General features: G+C 68.5%; 20 protein-coding genes. 13 read left to right on the forward strand and 7 right to left on the reverse strand.

What is annotated here, in order from left to right; genetic code table 11:
• Positions 1–72: 72 nt before the first annotated feature.
• From pstS to ACJH6I_RS20845, 3 genes are all read right to left on the reverse strand, one after another.
• Complete coding sequence (gene pstS / locus ACJH6I_RS20835) at positions 73–1,182, reverse strand: phosphate ABC transporter substrate-binding protein PstS (protein ID WP_406775812.1); 1,110 nt, start codon at positions 1,180–1,182, stop codon at positions 73–75.
• A gap of 149 nt (positions 1,183–1,331) precedes the next feature.
• Positions 1,332–2,222: a mycothiol synthase gene (mshD, locus tag ACJH6I_RS20840; RefSeq protein ID WP_406775813.1), complete on the reverse strand. Its 891-nt coding sequence runs from the start codon at positions 2,220–2,222 to the stop codon at positions 1,332–1,334.
• Entirely contained in the window at positions 2,219–2,995 is a 777-nt protein-coding gene (locus ACJH6I_RS20845) for a response regulator transcription factor (RefSeq protein ID WP_346414829.1), read from the reverse strand. Before ACJH6I_RS20845 ends, mshD begins: the two co-directional genes overlap by 4 nt.
• A gap of 208 nt (positions 2,996–3,203) precedes the next feature.
• Between ACJH6I_RS20845 and lmeA the strand changes: the two genes are divergently transcribed.
• From lmeA to ACJH6I_RS20885, 8 genes are all read left to right on the forward strand, one after another.
• On the forward strand, positions 3,204–4,001 hold the full coding sequence (gene lmeA, locus ACJH6I_RS20850) for a mannan chain length control protein LmeA (protein ID WP_318987066.1): 798 nt from the start codon (positions 3,204–3,206) through the stop codon (positions 3,999–4,001).
• Positions 3,998–4,423, forward strand: a complete 426-nt coding sequence (locus tag ACJH6I_RS20855; RefSeq protein ID WP_318987067.1) for a thioredoxin family protein — start codon at positions 3,998–4,000, stop codon at positions 4,421–4,423. The genes lmeA and ACJH6I_RS20855 overlap by 4 nt, the downstream gene beginning before the upstream one ends.
• 29 nt (positions 4,424–4,452) lie before the next feature.
• On the forward strand, positions 4,453–4,545 hold the full coding sequence (locus ACJH6I_RS20860) for an Ms5788A family Cys-rich leader peptide (RefSeq protein ID WP_350224456.1): 93 nt from the start codon (positions 4,453–4,455) through the stop codon (positions 4,543–4,545).
• A gap of 82 nt (positions 4,546–4,627) precedes the next feature.
• On the forward strand, positions 4,628–5,095 hold the full coding sequence (locus ACJH6I_RS20865; RefSeq protein ID WP_212813441.1) for a DUF4395 domain-containing protein: 468 nt from the start codon (positions 4,628–4,630) through the stop codon (positions 5,093–5,095).
• Positions 5,096–5,133: 38 nt separating this feature from the next.
• The gene (locus ACJH6I_RS20870; protein WP_061001504.1) at positions 5,134–5,970 is read left to right on the forward strand and encodes a sulfurtransferase; all 837 of its coding nucleotides are present in this window, start codon (positions 5,134–5,136) and stop codon (positions 5,968–5,970) included.
• 1 nt (position 5,971) lies between these two features.
• Positions 5,972–6,274 carry a DUF1416 domain-containing protein gene (locus tag ACJH6I_RS20875; RefSeq protein ID WP_020098804.1) on the forward strand — a complete coding sequence of 101 codons (303 nt, stop codon included), beginning with the start codon at positions 5,972–5,974 and terminating at the stop codon, positions 6,272–6,274.
• Positions 6,275–6,565: 291 nt separating this feature from the next.
• On the forward strand, positions 6,566–7,225 hold the full coding sequence (locus tag ACJH6I_RS20880; protein WP_212814988.1) for an FABP family protein: 660 nt from the start codon (positions 6,566–6,568) through the stop codon (positions 7,223–7,225).
• 141 nt (positions 7,226–7,366) lie between these two features.
• The gene (locus tag ACJH6I_RS20885; RefSeq protein WP_244872684.1) at positions 7,367–7,771 is read left to right on the forward strand and encodes a hypothetical protein; all 405 of its coding nucleotides are present in this window, start codon (positions 7,367–7,369) and stop codon (positions 7,769–7,771) included.
• Between the two features lie 239 nt (positions 7,772–8,010).
• Here ACJH6I_RS20885 and ACJH6I_RS20890 read toward each other — a convergent pair whose 3' ends face one another.
• Complete coding sequence (locus ACJH6I_RS20890; protein WP_371824591.1) at positions 8,011–8,799, reverse strand: aminodeoxychorismate lyase; 789 nt, start codon at positions 8,797–8,799, stop codon at positions 8,011–8,013.
• Between the two features lie 57 nt (positions 8,800–8,856).
• Between ACJH6I_RS20890 and ACJH6I_RS20895 the strand changes: the two genes are divergently transcribed.
• Positions 8,857–9,924 (forward strand): folate-binding protein YgfZ, encoded by a 1,068-nt coding sequence (locus tag ACJH6I_RS20895; protein WP_212813445.1) that lies wholly within the window; start codon positions 8,857–8,859, stop codon positions 9,922–9,924.
• Here the strand turns inward: ACJH6I_RS20895 and ACJH6I_RS20900 are convergent.
• From ACJH6I_RS20900 to ACJH6I_RS20910, 3 genes are all read right to left on the reverse strand, one after another.
• Positions 9,921–11,396, reverse strand: coding sequence for an APC family permease (locus tag ACJH6I_RS20900; protein ID WP_212813447.1), 1,476 nt, complete (start codon positions 11,394–11,396; stop codon positions 9,921–9,923). The genes ACJH6I_RS20895 and ACJH6I_RS20900 overlap by 4 nt on opposite strands.
• 74 nt (positions 11,397–11,470) lie before the next feature.
• Positions 11,471–12,937: an aldehyde dehydrogenase gene (locus tag ACJH6I_RS20905; protein WP_212813449.1), complete on the reverse strand. Its 1,467-nt coding sequence runs from the start codon at positions 12,935–12,937 to the stop codon at positions 11,471–11,473.
• A gap of 171 nt (positions 12,938–13,108) precedes the next feature.
• On the reverse strand, positions 13,109–13,633 hold the full coding sequence (locus ACJH6I_RS20910) for an Lrp/AsnC family transcriptional regulator (RefSeq protein WP_406784441.1): 525 nt from the start codon (positions 13,631–13,633) through the stop codon (positions 13,109–13,111).
• 281 nt (positions 13,634–13,914) lie between these two features.
• Here ACJH6I_RS20910 and ACJH6I_RS20915 point away from each other — a divergent pair, with 281 nt between their 5' ends.
• From ACJH6I_RS20915 to ACJH6I_RS20930, 4 genes are read left to right on the forward strand one after another with little or no spacing between them, the layout of a single operon-like run.
• The gene (locus ACJH6I_RS20915) at positions 13,915–14,790 is read left to right on the forward strand and encodes a transketolase (RefSeq protein ID WP_406775815.1); all 876 of its coding nucleotides are present in this window, start codon (positions 13,915–13,917) and stop codon (positions 14,788–14,790) included.
• Complete coding sequence (locus ACJH6I_RS20920) at positions 14,787–15,803, forward strand: transketolase family protein (protein WP_406775816.1); 1,017 nt, start codon at positions 14,787–14,789, stop codon at positions 15,801–15,803. Before ACJH6I_RS20915 ends, ACJH6I_RS20920 begins: the two co-directional genes overlap by 4 nt.
• Entirely contained in the window at positions 15,800–17,017 is a 1,218-nt protein-coding gene (locus ACJH6I_RS20925) for an aminotransferase class III-fold pyridoxal phosphate-dependent enzyme (protein ID WP_406784442.1), read from the forward strand. Before ACJH6I_RS20920 ends, ACJH6I_RS20925 begins: the two co-directional genes overlap by 4 nt.
• Complete coding sequence (locus tag ACJH6I_RS20930) at positions 17,014–18,123, forward strand: alcohol dehydrogenase catalytic domain-containing protein (protein ID WP_212813459.1); 1,110 nt, start codon at positions 17,014–17,016, stop codon at positions 18,121–18,123. The genes ACJH6I_RS20925 and ACJH6I_RS20930 overlap by 4 nt, the downstream gene beginning before the upstream one ends.
• The last annotated feature ends 126 nt before the right edge of the window (positions 18,124–18,249 follow it).

Raw genomic sequence — 18,249 nt, forward strand, 5'->3', positions numbered from 1 at the left:
CCTGTCAGGAACCTAACGGTCGTGGGCTCCGGTTCCATCCTTACTGCGATGGAACCGGAGCGCCAGCACTGCTTAAGCGATTGCGTCGACCGACTGCAGCAGACGCGTCTTGAAGGCGTCGGGCAGCGGGATGTAGCCCGCCTTCGACAGGTTGGCCTGCCCCTGGTTGGCGGCCACCTTCAGGAACGACTTCACCGCGGCCGCGGTGTCGGCGTCGTAGCCCTTCGAGCAGACGATCTCGTAGGTGGCCAGCACCAGCGGGTACGCGCCGGCTTCCTTGGTCGAGTACAGCGACTTCAGGTCGAGGGCCAGATCGTTGCCGTCCTTGGCGAACTTGGCGGAGGCAATGGCCTTCTTGGCGTTGTCGTCGGTCAGTTCGACTGCGCCCGAACCGGTGTCGATCTGCGCGAACGGCAGGCCGGCGGCCGCGGCCGGGCTCTTCTCGACGTAGCCGATGGCGCCCGGGGTGGCCTGGACGGCCTGCACGACGCCGGCCGACTTCTGCGCGCCCTCACCGGCGCCGCCCTGGAACTCGCTGCCGGCGCCCTTCTTCCAGCTCTCCGGAGCCGCGGCGGACAGGTACTTCTGGAAGTTGTCGGTGGTGCCCGACGAGTCCGAGCGGTAGACGGGCTTGATGTCGGCGTCCGGCAGGCTGGTGCCGGCGTTCAGCGCGGCGATGGCCGGGTCGTTCCACTTCTTGATCTCACCCTGGAAGATCTTGGCCAGCACATCGGCGTTGACGACGAGCTTGCTCACACCTTCGAGGTGGTAGGCCAGGGCGACGGGGCCGAAGACCAGCGGCAGGTTCCATGCCGGGTTGCCACCGCAACGCTCGGCGGCCTTCTCGATCTGCTCCTTGGCCAGCGCCGAGTCCGAGCCGGCGAAGTCGACCTGCTTGGCGATGAACTGCTGGCGGCCGGCGCCCGAGCCGGTGCCGTTGTAGGACAGGTTCTTGCCCGAGCAAACCTGGCCCCAAGCCTTGTTGAACTCGGCGATCGCGTTCTGCTGCGCGGTCGAGCCCTCGGCGGTCAGCGCGTTCTTGCCGCCGCACTCGGCGGACGAACCGGACGTCGACGACGCGGTGCCGGACGTGTTGTCATTGCCACACGCGGTCATGCCGACGGCAAGCGACGCAGCCGCTGCGGTGACGACGAATGCTTTACCGATGCTGGTGAACTTCACGGGTCCTACTTTCGGTGTCGGCCGATGGTCGGCTTTCAAGGGTCGGCTTCCGACTCCCGCGCAACGTATGCGGCCGTAATGGACGAATCACTGATGCCGAATGAACACCGGGTGAACACGGTCAGGGACTTTTCAGCCAACTCGCCGTTTCAGCTAACGGTCGGAGCCGCCGCGTAGGCGACATCGGCGCTGTACAGCTCGAACCCCAGACGTCGGTAGGTTTTCACCGCCGCGGTGTTGTCTGCCTCGACATACAGCAGTACGGTCCCGTCCGGCCCCAGCCGGTCGGCCAGGTGGTGCAGACCGGCCAGCGTCAGCAACGCCCCGAGGCCGCGGCCCTGCGCGTCCGGGCCCACCCCGACGACGTACACCTCGCCCAGGCCCGAGCCCGGGTGAATCTTCGTCCAGTGGAAGCCGAGCAACCGTTCCCCGGTCAGATCGTCGGCGTCGTACGCCAGGAACAACCCGGCCGGATCGAACCAGGACTCACCCCGGCGCTCGTCCACCTCGGCCTGCGTCCAGCCGCCCTGCTCGGGGTGCCAGTGAAAGGCCGCGTTGTTGACGCGCAGCAGTTCGTCGTCGACTTCGGGCCCGGGATACGTGGTCAGCCGAACGCCCGGGACATCGGTCAGCGCAGGCAGATCGGACAACGAGCGGCGCATCTGCCAGAGTTCGCGCACCGCGGTCAGGCCGAGTGCCGCGGCGGTGGCCCGTGCGGCATCGAGGTTGCCGTGCGCCCAGATTCGGGTGGCCGGACCACCGGCGGCCAGGCCGGTGCGGATCAGGTCGCTGCCGATCCCCCGGCCCCGGGCGCCGACGGCGACGACGGCCTCGGCCATGTCCGGCGCGAGATTCAGATAGCCGACCAGCGCACCGGAGTCATGCGCCAGCAGGTGCCGGGTGCGGTCCAGCGGGAGTTCGCGCAGCACCTGGTCCCCGACCGGGGCCACGCCGTCGGCGGCGGTCGCCGCCGCGACGAGTTCACGGATGGCCGTCTGGTCGGCAGCACTCAGTGCGGTGTGCCAGGTCAGTTCTGTCACTGCACGGGCTGGGTCTGGCGGGCGCCGTTCTCGACGTCACCGGAGTCGCCGTCGTCCTCGTCGTCGATGTCGTCGACCGATTCGGGGGCGCCGTTGGCGCGGCCGCGCGCGGGCCGCACGGCCTTGTAACCGACGTTGCGGACGGTGCCGATCAGCGATTCGTAGTCGGGGCCGAGCTTGGCGCGCAGGCGCCGGACATGCACGTCGACGGTGCGGGTGCCGCCGAAGAAGTCGTAGCCCCACACCTCCTGGAGCAGCTGGGCGCGGGTGAAGACCCGGCCGGCGTGCTGGGCCAGGTACTTCAGCAGCTCGAATTCCTTGTAGGTCAGGTCCAGCGGCTTGCCACGCAGCCGCGCGGTGTAGGTGCCCTCGTCGATGACGAGTTCACCGAGCGTGATCTTGCCGGCGCTCTGCTGGTCGGCGACGCCGTTACGGCGTCCCACGAGCAGACGCAGCCGGGCGTCGATCTCGGCCGGGCCGGTGCCGGGCAGCAGGATTTCGTCGATACCCCACTCGACGTTGACGGCCACCAGGCCGCCTTCGTTGACCACGGCCACCACGGGTACCGACGCTCCGGTGCTGCCCAGCAGACGACAGAGTCCGCGGGCGGCCGCGAGATCAGTGCGCGCGTCGACGATCGCCACATCGGCGTTGCCGGCTTCCAGCAACGACGACACCTCGGTGGGTGCCGGCCGCACACTGTGCGGCAGTAGCGCCAGCGCCGGGAGCACAGACTCCGGGTGCGGGTCGACGGTCAGTAGCAGAAGATCCAACGGGTCCTCCAGTACGTCCGGGGCCGCACCGGACCCGCCCCCGCGACGACGCTGTCGCAGTTCAATCCGATTCAACTCCGGAGAATCATGGCTGACACATGGCCGTTACCGGCCAAGATCATCTAACGATAGCTTGCCACCTGCGATTTAGCGGCTTGGAACGGCCGGTCGCAACACTGCGTGGCTGGCCGTACGCCAGAATGTCCGGATGCGTAAGGTGCTGACCCGGCTGCTGATCCCAGCGGTCGTGCTGATCCTCGCGGTCGTCGGCACCGATTTCGGCTTCGCGATCTTCGCCGAATACCGAATGTCCCGCAGCGTCCGGACCGCGGCCCACCTGCACTTCGATCCGTGGGTGTCCATCCTCGGTTTCCCCTTCGCGACCCAGGCGGCGCGGGGCCGCTACCAGCAGGTCGAGGTCAAGGCCGCCGCCGTCGCGCACCCCGTCGTGGGGAAGGCGTCCATCGAGGCCACGCTGTACGACATGGTCGCGACGCCCAAGTCCTGGCTGATCGGACCCGACGCCAAGTTGACCGCGGCCAAGCTGGAAAGCCGCATCATCGTCGACTCGACCCATGTCGGCCGCTTCATGGGTATCAAGGACCTGTTGGTGGAAGCCCCGACCAACGATTCCAACGACGCCACCGGCGGCACCACCGAATCCGGTATCTCCGAGAACCACGGCCTCGTGTTCACCGGGACCCCGGCCGCCGCCGGCCTGAACAAGCGCGTCAGCGTCTCGGTGGACCTGTCCATCACCGGCGCCGACCACACGAACCTGGTGTTCACGGCGACCGATGTGCTCACCGGTCCGGGCACGGCGGAAGAAAAGGTGCCCGACGACAAGAAGGCCGCGGTCCTGCGGGCCTTCTCCACCACGATGCCGGGGATGAAGCTGCCGTTCGGGCTCACGCCGACCAGCGAGGGGGCGCGCGGCTCCGACGTCATCATCGAAGGCATCGCCACGGGAGTAACCGTGCCCCTGGATGGGTTCAGACAATCATGAACTCCACAGTCGTGGTGCTGACGGTCCTGGTCGCCGCGCTCGGGATCGCGTACATCATCGGGCGTCTGCTGACGCTGCGCGCCGGCCTGATGAAGGAAGTCGTGCCGGCCGAGACGTCGGCCGAAAACGACAACGCCGACCTCGGCCTGTCGACCACCGGCCCGACCGTCGTGCATTTCAGCGCAACGTGGTGCGGACCCTGTGCGGCCGTGCGCCGCGTCGTCGACCAGGTCTGTGATGACCTCGGGGTCGCGCATGTCGAGCTCGATCTGGACGCCAATCCCGTTGCGGCCCGACGACTGTCGGTGCTCTCGCTGCCGACGACGTTCATCTTCGACGCCGCGGGGCAGCAGCGGTACCGCACCGCGGGCGTCCCGAAATCCGCTGATCTGCGCGAGGCCCTGCTACCGCTGTTGGCCTGACCACCCCGTCTTTGGGTAAGCTGTCTGCCGTGTTGGCCCCCCGCGAGCTCCTGCTCACCAAGCGTCGCGCAGTAGATCTGTGCCGCGTTGCGGGTTGTTGCTGTTGTTGTTGTAGCTGCTGAGTAGCCGCGCCGTCATTTCGTGTTGCGCTCCGAGCAGCCCTTCTGTGGCCAGTCCACGATCACAAACAACAGGAGCTTTCCCATGTCAGACAATTCCATCGAAACCCCGCAGGTCGACGTGCGTGGACCCCGCTTCGCAGCCTGGGTCACCACCGCGGTGCTGATCGCTGCGCTGCTGGTGTCGGCTGTCAGCCCGATCGCCGCGGCCGTGATCCTCGGCGTGCAGGCCGTGGTGTTCGCGATCGGCGCGATCGGCGGCCCGCGCAAGCACCCCTATGGCCGGATCTTCGCCACCTTCATCGCGCCGCGGCTGGCGCCGGTGTCGGAGAAGGAACCGGTCGCACCGCTGAAGTTCGCCCAACTCGTGGGCCTGCTGTTCGCCATCGCGGGATTCGTCGGCTTCGCGACGGGTATCACCGCCCTGGGACTCGGTGCCACCGCGTTCGCGTTGATCGCCGCCTTCCTGAACGCTGCCTTCGGCATCTGCCTCGGTTGCCAGATTTACCCCCTGGTGGCGCGACTGCGCCGCACGGGCGTCCCCGCCACCTGACCCGCTAGAGCTCATAAGCAACCGAAAGGAATTCGTACATGGCACGTTCCGACGTCCTGGTCTCGACCGAATGGGCCGAGAACAACCTCGACACCGCCGGCGTGGTGTTCGTCGAGGTCGACGAGAACACCAGCGCCTACGACGACGAGGGGCACATCCCCGGCGCCGTCAAGCTGGACTGGCGCGATGATCTGCAGGACTCGGTCAAGCGTGACTTCGTCGACCAGCAGCAGTTCTCGAAGCTGTTGTCCGACAAGGGCATCAGCAACGACGACACCGTCGTCCTGTACGGCGGCAACAACAACTGGTTCGCGGCTTACGCCTACTGGTACTTCAAGTTGTACGGCCACAACGACGTCAAGCTGCTCGACGGCGGCCGCAAGCGCTGGGAGCTCGACGACCGCCCGCTGGTCAAGGACGCCACCGTCCGCCCGGCGACCTCGTACGAGGCCAAGCCCATTGACAACAGCATCCGCGCGTTCCGCGACGAGGTGATCGCCGCGATCAACACCAAGAACCTGGTCGACGTGCGTTCGCCCGACGAGTTCTCCGGCAAGATTCTGGCTCCCGCGCACCTGCCGCAGGAGCAGAGCCAGCGCCCCGGCCACGTGCCGAGCGCCATCAACGTGCCGTGGAGCCGGGCCGCCAACGACGACGGCACCTTCAAGTCCGACGAGGAGCTGGCGAAGATCTACGCCGACGCCGGCCTCGACGGCGAGAAGGAGACCATCGCCTACTGCCGCATCGGTGAGCGTTCGTCGCACACCTGGTTCGTGCTGCAGGAGTTGCTCGGCCATCGGAATGTAAAGAACTACGACGGCAGTTGGACCGAATACGGCTCCCTGGTGGGTGCCCCGATCGAGTTGGGAAATTGATATGTGCTCTGCACCCAAGCAAGGCCTGACGCTGCCGGCCAGCGTTGATCTGGAGAAGGAAACGGTCATCACCGGCCGCGTCGTCGACGGCTCGGGCCAGCCTGTCGGCGGGGCATTCGTGCGCCTGCTGGACAGCACCGACGAGTTCACCGCCGAGGTCGTCGCGTCGGCCACCGGTGACTTCCGCTTCTTCGCCGCGCCCGGCACCTGGACGCTGCGTGCGCTGTCCAAGGTCGGCAACGGCGACGCCGTGGTGGCGCCGACCGGTGCCGGCATCCACGAGGTCGACGTCAAGGTCGCGTGACCTGAGTTAGTTCTTACTGCCGCGAGCGGCCGTGTTTGTACCCCGACACTCCGTGTCTGGACGTACAGATGCGGCCGCTCGTCGCATCTGAGGGGCCGGTGCGGCGCACGTCACACCGGCATCCCGAGTAACCTGTCTGTCCGTGGTGCTTTTCTTCGAGATCCTGCTGGTCGTGGCCTCGCTGGCCATCACCTGGTTTGCGCTCTACGCGTTGTACCGCCTGATCACCGACGAGTCGTGACGTCCGACCAGGACCCCGCGCACGCGAGGAGCGATTCAGCCCCTGACGGCTTGGGCGAGCTCGGCGCGCTGGCCGGTTCCGGCGACCGCGCCATCGCCGCGGCGGCCGATCGCGCCAAGGCCACGGCCGCGCGCAACGTACCCGGGTTCGACGACCTGCCACTGCCCGCGGATACCGCCAACCTCCGTGAGGGCGCGGACTTCAACGACGCCCTGCTGGCCCTGCTGCCGCTCGTCGGTGTCTGGCGCGGTGAGGGCGAAGGCCGCGATTCCGCCGGTGACTACCGCTTCGGCCAGCAGATCATCGTGTCGCACAACGGCGGCGACTACCTCAACTGGGATGCCCGCTCCTGGCGGCTCGACGAGAACGGCGAATACGCCGGCCCGGGCCTGCGCGAGACCGGCTACTGGCGGTTCGTGAACGACCCGAACGATCCCCACGGGCAGGACGAGTCCCAGGCCATCGAGCTGCTGCTGGCGCATTCGGCCGGCTACGTCGAGCTGTTCTACGGCACCCCGCTGAACCAGGCCTCCTGGGAACTGGCGACCGACGCCCTGGCCCGTAGCAAGTCCGGCATGCTCGTCGGCGGCGCGAAGCGGCTCTACGGCATCATCGAGAACGGCGACCTGGCCTACGTCGAGGAGCGCGTGGACGCCGACGGCGGCCTGACCCCGCACCTCTCCGCGCGCCTGTCGCGCTTCGTCGGCTGACGCTGCTTCGGCTTCGCGTCGGGTTTCGTCGGTCTCGGCGCCGCCACTTCACAGGTGACGCCTAGATTCTCGATATCACTCCCCCATCGGCGCTCTCTAGCGTCTGCCTGGTCAGCAATTCGCAACCAGATTGGGGGAAACGTGGTTCCTTCCGCTATTCGTCTCGCCGTCTTCAGTGCGACTGCGGCCGCGCTGGTCGGCGGTGTGGTCGGGTGTTCGTCGAGCAGCGACTCGGCGCCGAGCAGCTCGAGCACGGCGTCGTCGGCAGCCTCGTCCAGCAGCGCGGCACCGGTGTCCGGCTCGGAAGCTCCGGGCACGCCACCCGGTGGTGACGCCTTCGCGCAGTGCCTGACCGAGCACGGCGTTCCCGCGCCGCCGCAGGGCCCGCCGCCGGGCGCTCCGGGCAAGCACGAGGGCCATCAGGGTCCCCCGCCCAGTGGCGAGCACGGCACCCCGCCGGCTCCTCCCGGGGTCGACGAGAACACTTGGAAGTCCGCGACGCAGGCGTGCAACTCGCTCGCGCCGACGCCTCCGCCGGCCGGCTGACCTACCCCGGACATGAGGCAGCCCCCGAGCCAAGGTTCCTGGTTGGACAAGACCGGGAGGCTCGGGGGCCGGGTGGCTGCGGGAATTCGCGAGTGCGCTCGGGAATTACCCGGCGCTACTAGCGGGCAGCCACCTCACATGTCCTCAAAGAATCAATCAATTTGTCGGACCACCTCCTTCCCTGTGTACGTGCGACCGTACTCCCAGGTCGAAGACCCGACAACCGATTTTTCTCGGGCTCAGATCTGCCGGTCGATCAACCCGCTGATCAAGGCTTCGAAGGGCGAAGCCGCCAGCGTCCGCCCATCCAACGTATGCACCCGCGCCGCCAGCGTGATCGCCGAAAGCAGCCAAACACCTTGCGCGGCAATCAAATCCGGTACCGTCACCCGTCGGTACACGCACTCGATGCCCTGCGCCGCGGCGGCCGCGAACAGCGCGCGCTGCGTGGTCGACGGCAGGATCGACGACGCATCGGGCGTCACCAGGACGGGTTCCCCGGCTGAGCCACGAACCGCCAGCACGACGGCCGAGCGCGGCCCTTCGAGCACCGCGCCCGTCGCGTCGACGAACACGGCGTCGCCGGCGCCGGCCCGTTCGGCGTGCCGCAGCGCGGCCACGTTCGCCGCATAGGACAACGATTTCGCGGCGGCCAGCGGCCAGTGGGGCCGCACCAGAGTCACGGCCGCGACGCCGTCCCGGCGGGCCGCGGCGACGCGCTCCGGCACGGCCGAGACCATCACGAAGGCCACCACACCGTCGACGCCGCGGCCGAGCACCAGCCGCAGCACGGCCTCCCCGTCGGGCCACTGGGCCACCGCGGCCGTCACCGCCGCCCGCCATCGGCCGGCGTCCGGACACGGCAGGCCCGCCAATGCCGCCGACGCCGTCAGCCGCGCCAGGTGCTCGTCCAACAGGCAGACGGCCCCCGAACGCACGAGTGCCGTCTCGAAAACCCCGTCGCCGCGGGAGAACACGGGATCGTCGGCGCGGACCGTGGCCCGGCAGCCGTCGACGGCGACGACGATGGGCGGCGGGGTGGTCACGGCCAGAAGGCTAGTCGGGACGCCAACTACGCTCGAAGCATGAGCGCAGTTCCCGCCCCCGAATCCGGACCCGACGCCGGCGCCGTCTGGCACTATGGCGACCCGCTCGGGGAGCAGCGTGCCGCCGCCACCGAGGCCGTCGTCGTCGACCGCGGCCACCGCGCGACCATCGAGCTCACCGGCGACGATCGCCAGAGCTGGCTGCACACCATCTCGAGCCAGCACGTCAGCGCCCTTCCGGAGGGGTCCGTCGTCCAGAACCTGAGTCTGGACGGCCAGGGCCGGGTCGAGGACCACTGGCTGCAGACCGAACTCGGCGGCGTCACCACGCTGGACACCGAGTCGTGGCGCGGGCAGCCGCTCGCCGACTTCCTGCGCAAGATGGTGTTCTGGTCGAAGGTCGAAGTGAACCCCGCTGACCTCGCGGTGCTGTCGCTGCTCGGGCCCGCCGTCAACCAGTTGGACCTGCCGACCCCGGACGCCGCCTGGACCGCCGCGCCGCTGCCCCAGGGCGGTTTCGTCCGCCGAGTGGGCCCCGACGAGATCGAGCTGGTGGTCCCGCGGGCCGACGCCGCGACATGGCGACAGCGGCTGCTCGACGCGGGTGTCCGGCCCGCCGGGCTGTGGGCCTACGAGGCCCTGCGCGTAGCGGCGCTGCGGCCGCGACTGGGCGTCGACACCGATGAGCGCACCATCCCGCACGAGGTCGGCTGGATCGGCGGCCCGGGCGTCGGCGCCGTACATCTGGACAAGGGTTGCTACCGCGGCCAGGAGACCGTCGCGCGGGTCCACAACCTGGGCAAGCCGCCCCGCATGCTGGTCCTGCTGCATCTGGACGGCGGCGACGACCGCCCCGCGACGGGTGATCCGGTACTCGCCGGCGGCCGGGCGATCGGCCGCGTCGGGACCGTCGCCGAGCATGTGGACCTCGGCCCCATCGCGCTGGCGCTGCTCAAGCGCGGCGTGCCCGCCGACACCGAGCTGACCACCGGCGGTGACGCCGAGGTGCCCGCCGCGATCGACGCGGACTCGCTGCCGGAGGCCGACACGTCTGCCGGCGCAGGCCGGGCCGCGGTGGACCGGTTGCGCGGCGGCGCCCGGAACTAGTTGTCCTGCACCAGCGCCCGGTAGCGGTCGGGACGACGGCACCGAACCCGCTCGGCGACGGCCACGCCCGCGGCGAAGATCGCGGCGATGAGCCCACCGAGCACCACCGCAGTGGTGGTGCTGCCGACCAGGAGCGCGAAGTTCTTGATCACCAGCAGCAGGATCGCGGTGAGCCCGAGGAACGACAGGCCGGGCGCGATCACGGTGTGCCACACGCTCGCACCGTGCTCCTGTGTCCGGAAGAAGACGATGACGGCCAGGCTCGTCATCGCCATGAGGGCGATGAGGCCCAGCGTGGATGCGCCCGAGAACCACATGTAGGTCTGCGTGATCGGGTCCCAGCCGATCACCCCGACAGCCACCATGGCGGCCAGCGAGATCACCGTGAACACCAGCGACGACCGGGACGGCGTGCGGTGCCGCTCGTCGACCTCGGCGAGCGACGCGGGCAGCAGCCCCTTGGTCGCCAACGTGAACTGGTAGCGGGTGATGACGTTGTGGAACGACAGCACGCAGGCGAAGAAGCTGGTCACCAGCAGCACCTGGATGACGTCGGTGAGGATCGGTGAGATGTAGGTGCTCGCCAGATTCTGCACGACGTTCTCGGGCTCGGCCTTGGCGGAATCGACGGCCCGATCCACACCCAGGCCCTCGACAACCGCCCATGCCGCCAGCGCGTAGAACAGTCCGATGAAGACCACGGCGGTGTAGGTCGCCCGCGGAATGGTGCGGTCGGGGTCTTTGGCTTCGTTGCGGAACACCGCGGTGGCCTCGAATCCGATGAAGCAGAAGAACGCGAACATCAGGCCTAGACTCGGTGCGCCGATGGCGAATTCGGACGGTGACAGCGGTACGAGGCTCAGGCCGCCCTCGCCGCCGGACCAGCCGGCTCCGCCTGCACAGATGACACCGATGTCGACGAGCACGACGGCCAGCGTCTCGGCGATCAGCAGTACCCCCAGCACCTTGGAGCTCAGCTCGATGTCGCGGTAGCCCAGCACCCCGACCAGGCAGACCCAGCCAATCGCACTGGCCCACCACGGAATTCCGATGTGCACCGCGGTCAACAGCTTCGACGTGGCCACGCCGAGGTAGGTGTACAGCCCGATGAGCATCACCCCGTAAGACCCCAGCGCGAGTGCCGCCGCGCCCACCCCGACGTGCCGTCCCAGGCCGCGCTGGATGTACGAGTAGAACGCGCCGGCATTGGGCACGTACTTGCTCATCGAGGTGAAACCGACCGAGAACAGCGCCAGGATCACCATCGCGATCAGGAAGAACTGCGGCGCGGCGGCGCTGCCGCTCACCGAGATGATGATCGGGACGCTGGCGGTGACGACGGCCAGCGGGGCCGCCGCGGCGACGACCATGAACACGATGGAGCCGACGCCCAGCCCGCGCTGCAGCATGGTGTGTGTCCCGGGCGCTGCTTCCAGCGTCGTCGCGGGGTCGGATGGTGGAGTGTTGATCATTGATTTTCGGCTTTCTGACGACGCTGTCGGGGTGAATTCCGGGAACCCAGGAACGGCGGGGCGAGCGGGCGGGGTCAGTCGGCGAGCACGCCCCGCAGCACGATGCTCTTGACCTGGGTGAATTCGTCGAGCGTGTAGGCGATCCCTTCACGCCCCAGGCCGCTCTTCTTGTAGCCGCCGAACGCGGCCACGTCGGGCCGGTAGGTGTTGCCGCCGTTCACCGAGACGATGCCGGCCTTGATGCGCCGGCCGGCGCGGATGGCCTGTGTGACGTCGTTGGTGAAAACCGCTGCATTGAGCCCGAATTGGGAGGCGTTGGCGAGTTCGATGGCCTCGTCGAGGTTGTCGACGGCGAGCACCGAGAAGACGGGCCCGAAGATTTCTTCGTCGGTGGCGATGCCGACGCGGGTGTCGATCTCCAGCAGCGTGGGGTCGATGAAGGGACCGCGCCGGGTGCCACCGACCAGCACCCGCGCGCCCTGCTCGACGGCTTCGTGGATCTGCCGTTCGACGGTCCGCGCTGCCTCGACGCTGATGAGCGGACCGACATCGGTGGTTTCGCAGCGCTGATCGCCGACCCGCAGCGCCGCGACCCGCTCACGCAGGCGGTCCACGAACTCCTGATAGCGGGACCGGACGACCATGATGCGTTTGGTGGCCACGCACACCTGTCCGTTGGCGTAGGTGCGCCCCGCGACGGCATGGTCGACGGCCGTGTCGAGGTCGGCGTCGTCGCAGACGATGAAGGCGTCGTTGCCACTGAGTTCGAGGAAGACGCGAACGACGTTGCGGCCCGCGGCGGCGGCGATGACGGCGCCTACCGCGGTGCTGCCGGTGAACGTGACCGCCGCGATGTCGGGGCTGCCGGCCAGGTGCGCGCCGACGATGTGGCCATAACCGGTGACCAATTGCAGTGCGGCGCCGGGCACTCCGGCCCGGTGCAGGATCTCGGTGAGCATGACGGTGACGATCGGGTCGTCCTCCGGCGGCTTGACGATCATGGGGTTGCCCGCGGCGAGCGCGGCCCCCACTTTGTGCGCGTACAACTCGGCCGGGAAGTTGAACGGGACGATGCCCACCATGACGCCGAGCGGCTCACGCACTGTGAGCATGAGGTCCGATTGCAGCCCGTCCTGGATGTCGAGGGGGATGGTCTGCCCGAACAGCCGCAGGGATTCTTCGGCGAAGCCGTCGAAGATGCGGGCGGTGGTGTCGATCTCCGCCCTGGCATCGGAGATGGTCTTGCCGTTCTCCGCCGACAGCATCGCGCTCAGTTGGGCGCGGTCGGCGCGGATCTGTGCAGCGGCGGTCTTGAGGATGGCGGCTCGACGGAACGCCGGTGTTGCCGACCAGGTTTCGACACCGGCCACGGCTGCGTCGAGGGCGTCCTGCGCGTCGGCGACGGTGCCGGCCGGCACGGTGCCGATGAGGTGGCCGTCGAACTTGTCGCGGATCTCGATGACCTGACCGGAGGCGCTGTCGCGCTCCTGACCACCGATCGACATCCGGTGCTTGGCGAGCAGTTCCATTGCTGCGGTCATCGTCGAATTCCTCTCGGGGCGGGCCGTGGCGGCAAGACGCTGCCTATGATGCAGACCACATTTCGGGCCCCGGGAGGATTCCGAACATCGTGCGCCAGGTGGTCCGGAAGTTTCGATGTTCTTCGAAACAAGCCCGGCCAGACCTGGTGCCCGCCGAAATTTCTTCGGTATTTACCGGATCGGCCGACGCATCTCGTCGTAACCGCTGACGTATTCCATGTGCTGGACGCCGATGTAGTGATCGAACATGATGCTGGTCGTCGTGGCCGCGACGGGCCCGGAACTGAGCTTGGTCGCGACGAAGTCGCGCAGCTGACTGGTCGACGTGCACGCCACATGGATCAGGAAGTCGTCCGGCCCGCCCATGTGAAACACGTTGAGCACCTGGGGAAACCGGATCACCCGACTGGCGTAGCTCTTCACCTGATCGCGCGCCGACGCGGGCAGCCGCACGAAAACGATTGCCTGCACCGGGAATCCGAGCGCCTCGTAGTCCACGAACGCGTTGATCGACCGGATGACACCGAGCTGCTCGAGCCGCTTGATCCGCGCATGGCAGGTCGACGGCGCGATTCCCGCCTTGCGGGCCAACTCATTGTTGGTGCGCCGGCCGTTGGTGGTCAGCTCCCAGAGCAACAACTCGTCGATCTCGTCGGTCTTGACCTCTCCGACCCGGCCGTCCTCATACCGCTGCATCTGAACCTCCTCGTGCCACAGCCTGAAGCCGCGGCGTCCGCGCCCGAGTTCGGGCAGCACATCCTTCGGCGCATCTCGGACAATACGGGCCGCAGCCGAAAAAAGAGTCTTGTTCGCCTGAGTTTCCGAACGAAATTCGGTGGCACCCGTCCAGCCTCGAAAGATCTCCCACCATAGCGTGAGGCCGACCACAGCCGGAACTGCGATCAGCGCCATACCCGTTGCGCCACATCGCCTTTGGCACGCCCCGGTCGGCACCACCCACTGCAAGGGAGCAGCAGATGATTCCACCAACGGGAACGCCCGACCGGGCGGCAGCACTGGAGCAACTCGCCGACCGGGCGAAGTTCATCCGGCTCGAGACCGTGCGACTGTCCCGGATCGCCGGCGCCGGCCACTACACGTCGTCCTTCTCGGCCGCCGAGCTGTTCGCGGCCCTGTACTACTCGGTCCTGAAATACCGCCCGGCAGAACCGAAATGGGCCGACCGTGACCGGTTCGTCCTGAGCAAGGGCCACGCCGCGATCGGCCTGTACCCGGTGCTGGCCGAAGTCGGCTTCTTCCCGCCGTCGGCGCTCGACGACTACACACGCCTGGGCAGCCCGTTCGGCGATCACCCCGACATGAAGAAGATCCCGGGCATCGATTTCAGTTCGGGCTCGCTCGGCCACGGCCTGTCCATCTCCGTCGGCATGGCCTTCGCCGGACGGGTCGGCAACCGCCCGTACCGCACCTTCTGCATGTTGGGCGACGGCGAGTTGCACGAGGGCCAGATCTGGGAGGCCGCCAACGCCGCCGGGCACTACCGCCTCGGCAAGCTGGTCGCGATCGTCGACCGTAACCAGTTGTGCATCGACGGCTTCACCGATGACGTGATGAGCGTCGAGCCCATCGAAGACCGCTTCGCCGCCTTCGGCTGGCAGACCCACCGCGTCGACGGGCATGACCCCGCGGCGCTGCTGGATCTGTTCGGCACCCTGCCCGACAAGCCCGACGGCCCACCACAGCTCATCGTCGCCGACACAGTCAAGGGCCGCGGCGTGCAGCTCATGGAATACAACCCCGATTGGCACGTCGGCAACCTCGTCGGCGCCGACTACGACGACGTGATCGCGGAACTGCAGGCCGGCCTGCGTCCGCTGGAGGCAGCGAAATGACCGAAACCCAGGACCAGGCAGAGATTTTCGGCGGCGGCGCCACCGAACTGCGCGACAAGCGCTCGTTCGACGGCAGCGACGTCAGTTCGATTCCCGCGTTCGTGTTCGGTGAGGAACTGGCCGACCTGGCCGACCACGATCCGCGCGTCGTCGTGCTGACGGCCGATCTGGCCAGCGCCAACCGGGCCACCGATTTCTCCGCACGCCACCCCGACCGGTTCTTCAACATGGGCATCGCCGAGAAGGGCATGATCACGTCCGCGGCCGGCATGGCGTCGTGCGGCTACGTGCCGTTCGCCGCGACGTTCGCGTCGTTCTCGGCACTGCTGTGCGCCGAGCAGATCCGCACCGACTGCGCGTACCCGCGGATGCCCGTGCGGATCGTCGGACACCACTCCGGCATGTCGATGGGGTTCTACGGCACCAGCCACCACGCGCTGGAAGACCTTGGCGTACTGCGCACTTTCGCCGAACTGACCGTCGTCTGCGCGACCGACGCCAACCACCTGCGCGCGATCCTGCGGGCGTCCGTCGACCACCCGGGCGCGATGTACATCCGGCTGGGCCGCGGCCGCGACCCCGAGGTCTATCAGACGGTGCCCGAGCTCACCTTCGGCAAGGCCATCCGGCTGTGCGACGGCCACAACCTGACCATCATCGCCACCGGCAGCGAGGTCCACCCGGCCCTGGAGGCCGCGGCGATCCTGGCGGACGAAGGCATCAGGACCCGCGTCGTCGACATGCACACCGTCGCGCCGCTCGACATCGACGAGGTACTCGCCGCCGCGCACGAGACCGGCGCCATCCTCACCGTCGAGGAACACAACGTCACCAATGGCCTGGGGTCGGCGGTCGCCGAAGCGCTGTTCCTGAACGGCGCGCCCACCGTGCCGTTCGCCAAACACGGTGTGCCCGACGAGTACATCCCCGTCGGTCCCCCGGCGGCGCTGTATGCCAAGTACCGGCTGGACGCACCCGGTGTCGCGGCGGTGGCCCGGGAGCTGTTGCGATGATCGACCACAACGACACGGCCCTGACCAAACGGGCCCGGCTCGTCGTCCCCGGCGGCATGTACGGACACATGAATGTGCGGTCGTTCTCGGCCACGCTGCCGCAGTACATGGCCACCGGCGACGGCTGCCGCCTCACCGACACCGACGGCAACACGTACCTGGATTTCATGTGCGGCTGGGGCCCCGTGGTGCTCGGCCATCGCAATCCAGCTGTACAACAAGCGGTTTCGGAGCAGATCGCCAAGGGCGACTGCCTCAACGGCGCGGCTCCGGTGATGGTGGAACTGGCCGAACTGCTCGTCGACACCGTGGCCCACGCCGACTGGGCGATGCTGGCCAAGAACGGCACCGACGCCACCACCGCGTGTGTGACGATCGCGCGCGCGGCCACCGGGCGGCGCAAGGTGCTCATCGCTCACGGGGCGTATCACGGTGCGGTGCCGTGGTGCACCCCCGTGACGGCAGGGGTGACGCGTGAGGACCGGGCGCATCTCGACTACTTCGAGTACAACGACCTCGATTCCCTTCGCGCCGCTGTCGACCGCGCCGGCGGCGATCTGGCCGCCGTCATCGTCTGCCCGTTCCGGCACGACGTGTACCGCGATCAGGAACTGGCCGATCCGTTGTTCGCCAAGGGGTTACGCGAACTGTGCGACCGCACCGGCGCGGCGCTGGTCCTCGACGACGTCCGCTGCGGCTTCCGGCTGGACCTCGCCGGTAGCTGGGAGCCGCTGGGCGTGCGTCCCGATCTGTCGGCGTGGTCCAAGGCCATCGCCAACGGCTACGCGCTGGCGGCAGTGACGGGCACCGAAGCGATGAGAGAAGCGGCTGGCAGCATCTACGCCACGGGGTCGTTCTGGTACTCCGCGGTGTCGATGGCGGCCGCGCTGGCGACCATCCGGGAACTGCGCGACACCGACGCGATGCAGCGCATGTCCGACTCCGGTCAGCGCCTGCGCGAAGGGCTGGCGGCCCAGGCCCGCGCGCACGGCTTCGAGGTCGTGCAGACGGGGCCGGTGCAGATGCCACTGCTGCGGTTCGCCGGTGACGACGACTTCAGCCAGACCCGGCTGTGGTGCGACGAGGCCGGTGCCCGCGGCGTCTACCTGCACCCGTACCACAACTGGTTCCTCAGCGCGGCCCACACGGCGACGGACATCCACGACGCGCTCGACCGCACCGACGACGCCTTCGCGGCATTGGCCCGCCGATGAAGATCACCGGTGCAGTCCTCGAGGAGGCCGGGCGGGCCCGGCCGTACGCACAGTCGCGGCCGATCACGGTCGGCGAGCTGGAGCTGGCGGATCCCGGCCCGACCGAGCTGCTGGTCCGGATCGAGGCGGCCGGCGTATGCCACTCGGACCTGAGCGTCGTCGACGGCAACCGGCCCCGCCCGCTGCCGATGCTGCTGGGGCACGAGGCAGCCGGTGTCGTCGTCGCCACCGGTGACGCCGTCGGCGACATCCGCCCCGGGCAGCGCGTCGTGATGTCGTTCCTGCCCCGCTGCGGCGAGTGCCCCGACTGCGCCGAAGGCGGCCGCCTGCCGTGCCCGACCGGATCCGCGGCGAACTCCGCCGGCACGCTGCTGGCCGGCCGGCGCCTGAGTGCGGCCGGCCGGCCCGTGCACCACCACCTCGGCGTCTCCGGTTTCGCCACCCACGCCGTCGTCGACCGGGCCTCCGTCGTGCCCGTCGGATCCGATGTCCCGCCCGACGTCGCCGCGATGCTCGGCTGCGCCGTGCTGACCGGCGGTGGTGCGGTACTCAACGTCGCCAGGCCCGCGCCGACCGACAGCCTGATGGTGGTCGGCCTCGGCGGCGTCGGCATGGCGGCCGTCATCACCGCGCGGGCGCTGCAGGTCGCGCGGGTCATCGCGGTCGACACCGCCGCGGACAAGCTCGGCCAGGCAGCCGCGCTGGGCGCGACCGAGACCTATACCGCAGGTCAGGCCGCTGAACTCGGCATCAAGGCCCGGCACGTCATCGAGTGTGCCGGGCATCCCCGCGCCTTCGAGACGGCCTTCGGCGCGACGCTGCCGGGCGGCAACACCATCACGGTGGGCCTGCCGGCCGCGGCCGCACTGGCCGCCATCTCACCGCTGACGGTCACCGCCGAGGCCAGGATGGTCGTCGGCAGCTATCTGGGCTCGTCGGTCCCGGCCCGCGACATCCCCAGGTACGCGCAACTGTGGCGCGACGGGAAGCTGCCGGTGGAGAAGCTCATTTCCGCGCGGATTCGGCTCGATCAGATCAACGAGGCGATGGATCGGCTGGCCGACGGGCAGGCCATTCGTCAGGTCATCCTGTTCGACCAGGGCTGACGATTCGGCCCTCAGACCCCCGTGAGGGTGGCCTGCCAGCATGAGACCGCCGGGCACGGTAAGCTAACGGCAGGACAATAAACACACTCAGATCGGAGCCGCCTGCACATCGGGCCGCTCCGTTAT

The sequence above is a fragment of the Mycobacterium sp. SMC-13 genome (assembly GCF_045311035.1).
In the GTDB taxonomy this organism is placed as follows: domain Bacteria; phylum Actinomycetota; class Actinomycetes; order Mycobacteriales; family Mycobacteriaceae; genus Mycobacterium.

Excerpts from the sequence above, each read along its gene's own strand:
- lmeA (WP_318987066.1), top strand. The coding sequence starts at position 3,204 with ATGCGTAAGGTGCTGACCCGGCTGCTGATCCCAGCGGTCGTGCTGATC.
- ACJH6I_RS20855 (WP_318987067.1), top strand. The coding sequence starts at position 3,998 with ATGAACTCCACAGTCGTGGTGCTGACGGTCCTGGTCGCCGCGCTCGGG.
- ACJH6I_RS20865 (WP_212813441.1), top strand. The coding sequence starts at position 4,628 with ATGTCAGACAATTCCATCGAAACCCCGCAGGTCGACGTGCGTGGACCC.
- ACJH6I_RS20870 (WP_061001504.1), top strand. The coding sequence starts at position 5,134 with ATGGCACGTTCCGACGTCCTGGTCTCGACCGAATGGGCCGAGAACAAC.
- ACJH6I_RS20875 (WP_020098804.1), top strand. The coding sequence starts at position 5,972 with ATGTGCTCTGCACCCAAGCAAGGCCTGACGCTGCCGGCCAGCGTTGAT.
- ACJH6I_RS20895 (WP_212813445.1), top strand. The coding sequence starts at position 8,857 with ATGAGCGCAGTTCCCGCCCCCGAATCCGGACCCGACGCCGGCGCCGTC.
- ACJH6I_RS20900 (WP_212813447.1), bottom strand. The coding sequence starts at position 11,396 with ATGATCAACACTCCACCATCCGACCCCGCGACGACGCTGGAAGCAGCG.
- ACJH6I_RS20905 (WP_212813449.1), bottom strand. The coding sequence starts at position 12,937 with ATGACCGCAGCAATGGAACTGCTCGCCAAGCACCGGATGTCGATCGGT.
- ACJH6I_RS20910 (WP_406784441.1), bottom strand. The coding sequence starts at position 13,633 with ATGCAGCGGTATGAGGACGGCCGGGTCGGAGAGGTCAAGACCGACGAG.
- ACJH6I_RS20915 (WP_406775815.1), top strand. The coding sequence starts at position 13,915 with ATGATTCCACCAACGGGAACGCCCGACCGGGCGGCAGCACTGGAGCAA.
- ACJH6I_RS20920 (WP_406775816.1), top strand. The coding sequence starts at position 14,787 with ATGACCGAAACCCAGGACCAGGCAGAGATTTTCGGCGGCGGCGCCACC.
- ACJH6I_RS20925 (WP_406784442.1), top strand. The coding sequence starts at position 15,800 with ATGATCGACCACAACGACACGGCCCTGACCAAACGGGCCCGGCTCGTC.
- ACJH6I_RS20930 (WP_212813459.1), top strand. The coding sequence starts at position 17,014 with ATGAAGATCACCGGTGCAGTCCTCGAGGAGGCCGGGCGGGCCCGGCCG.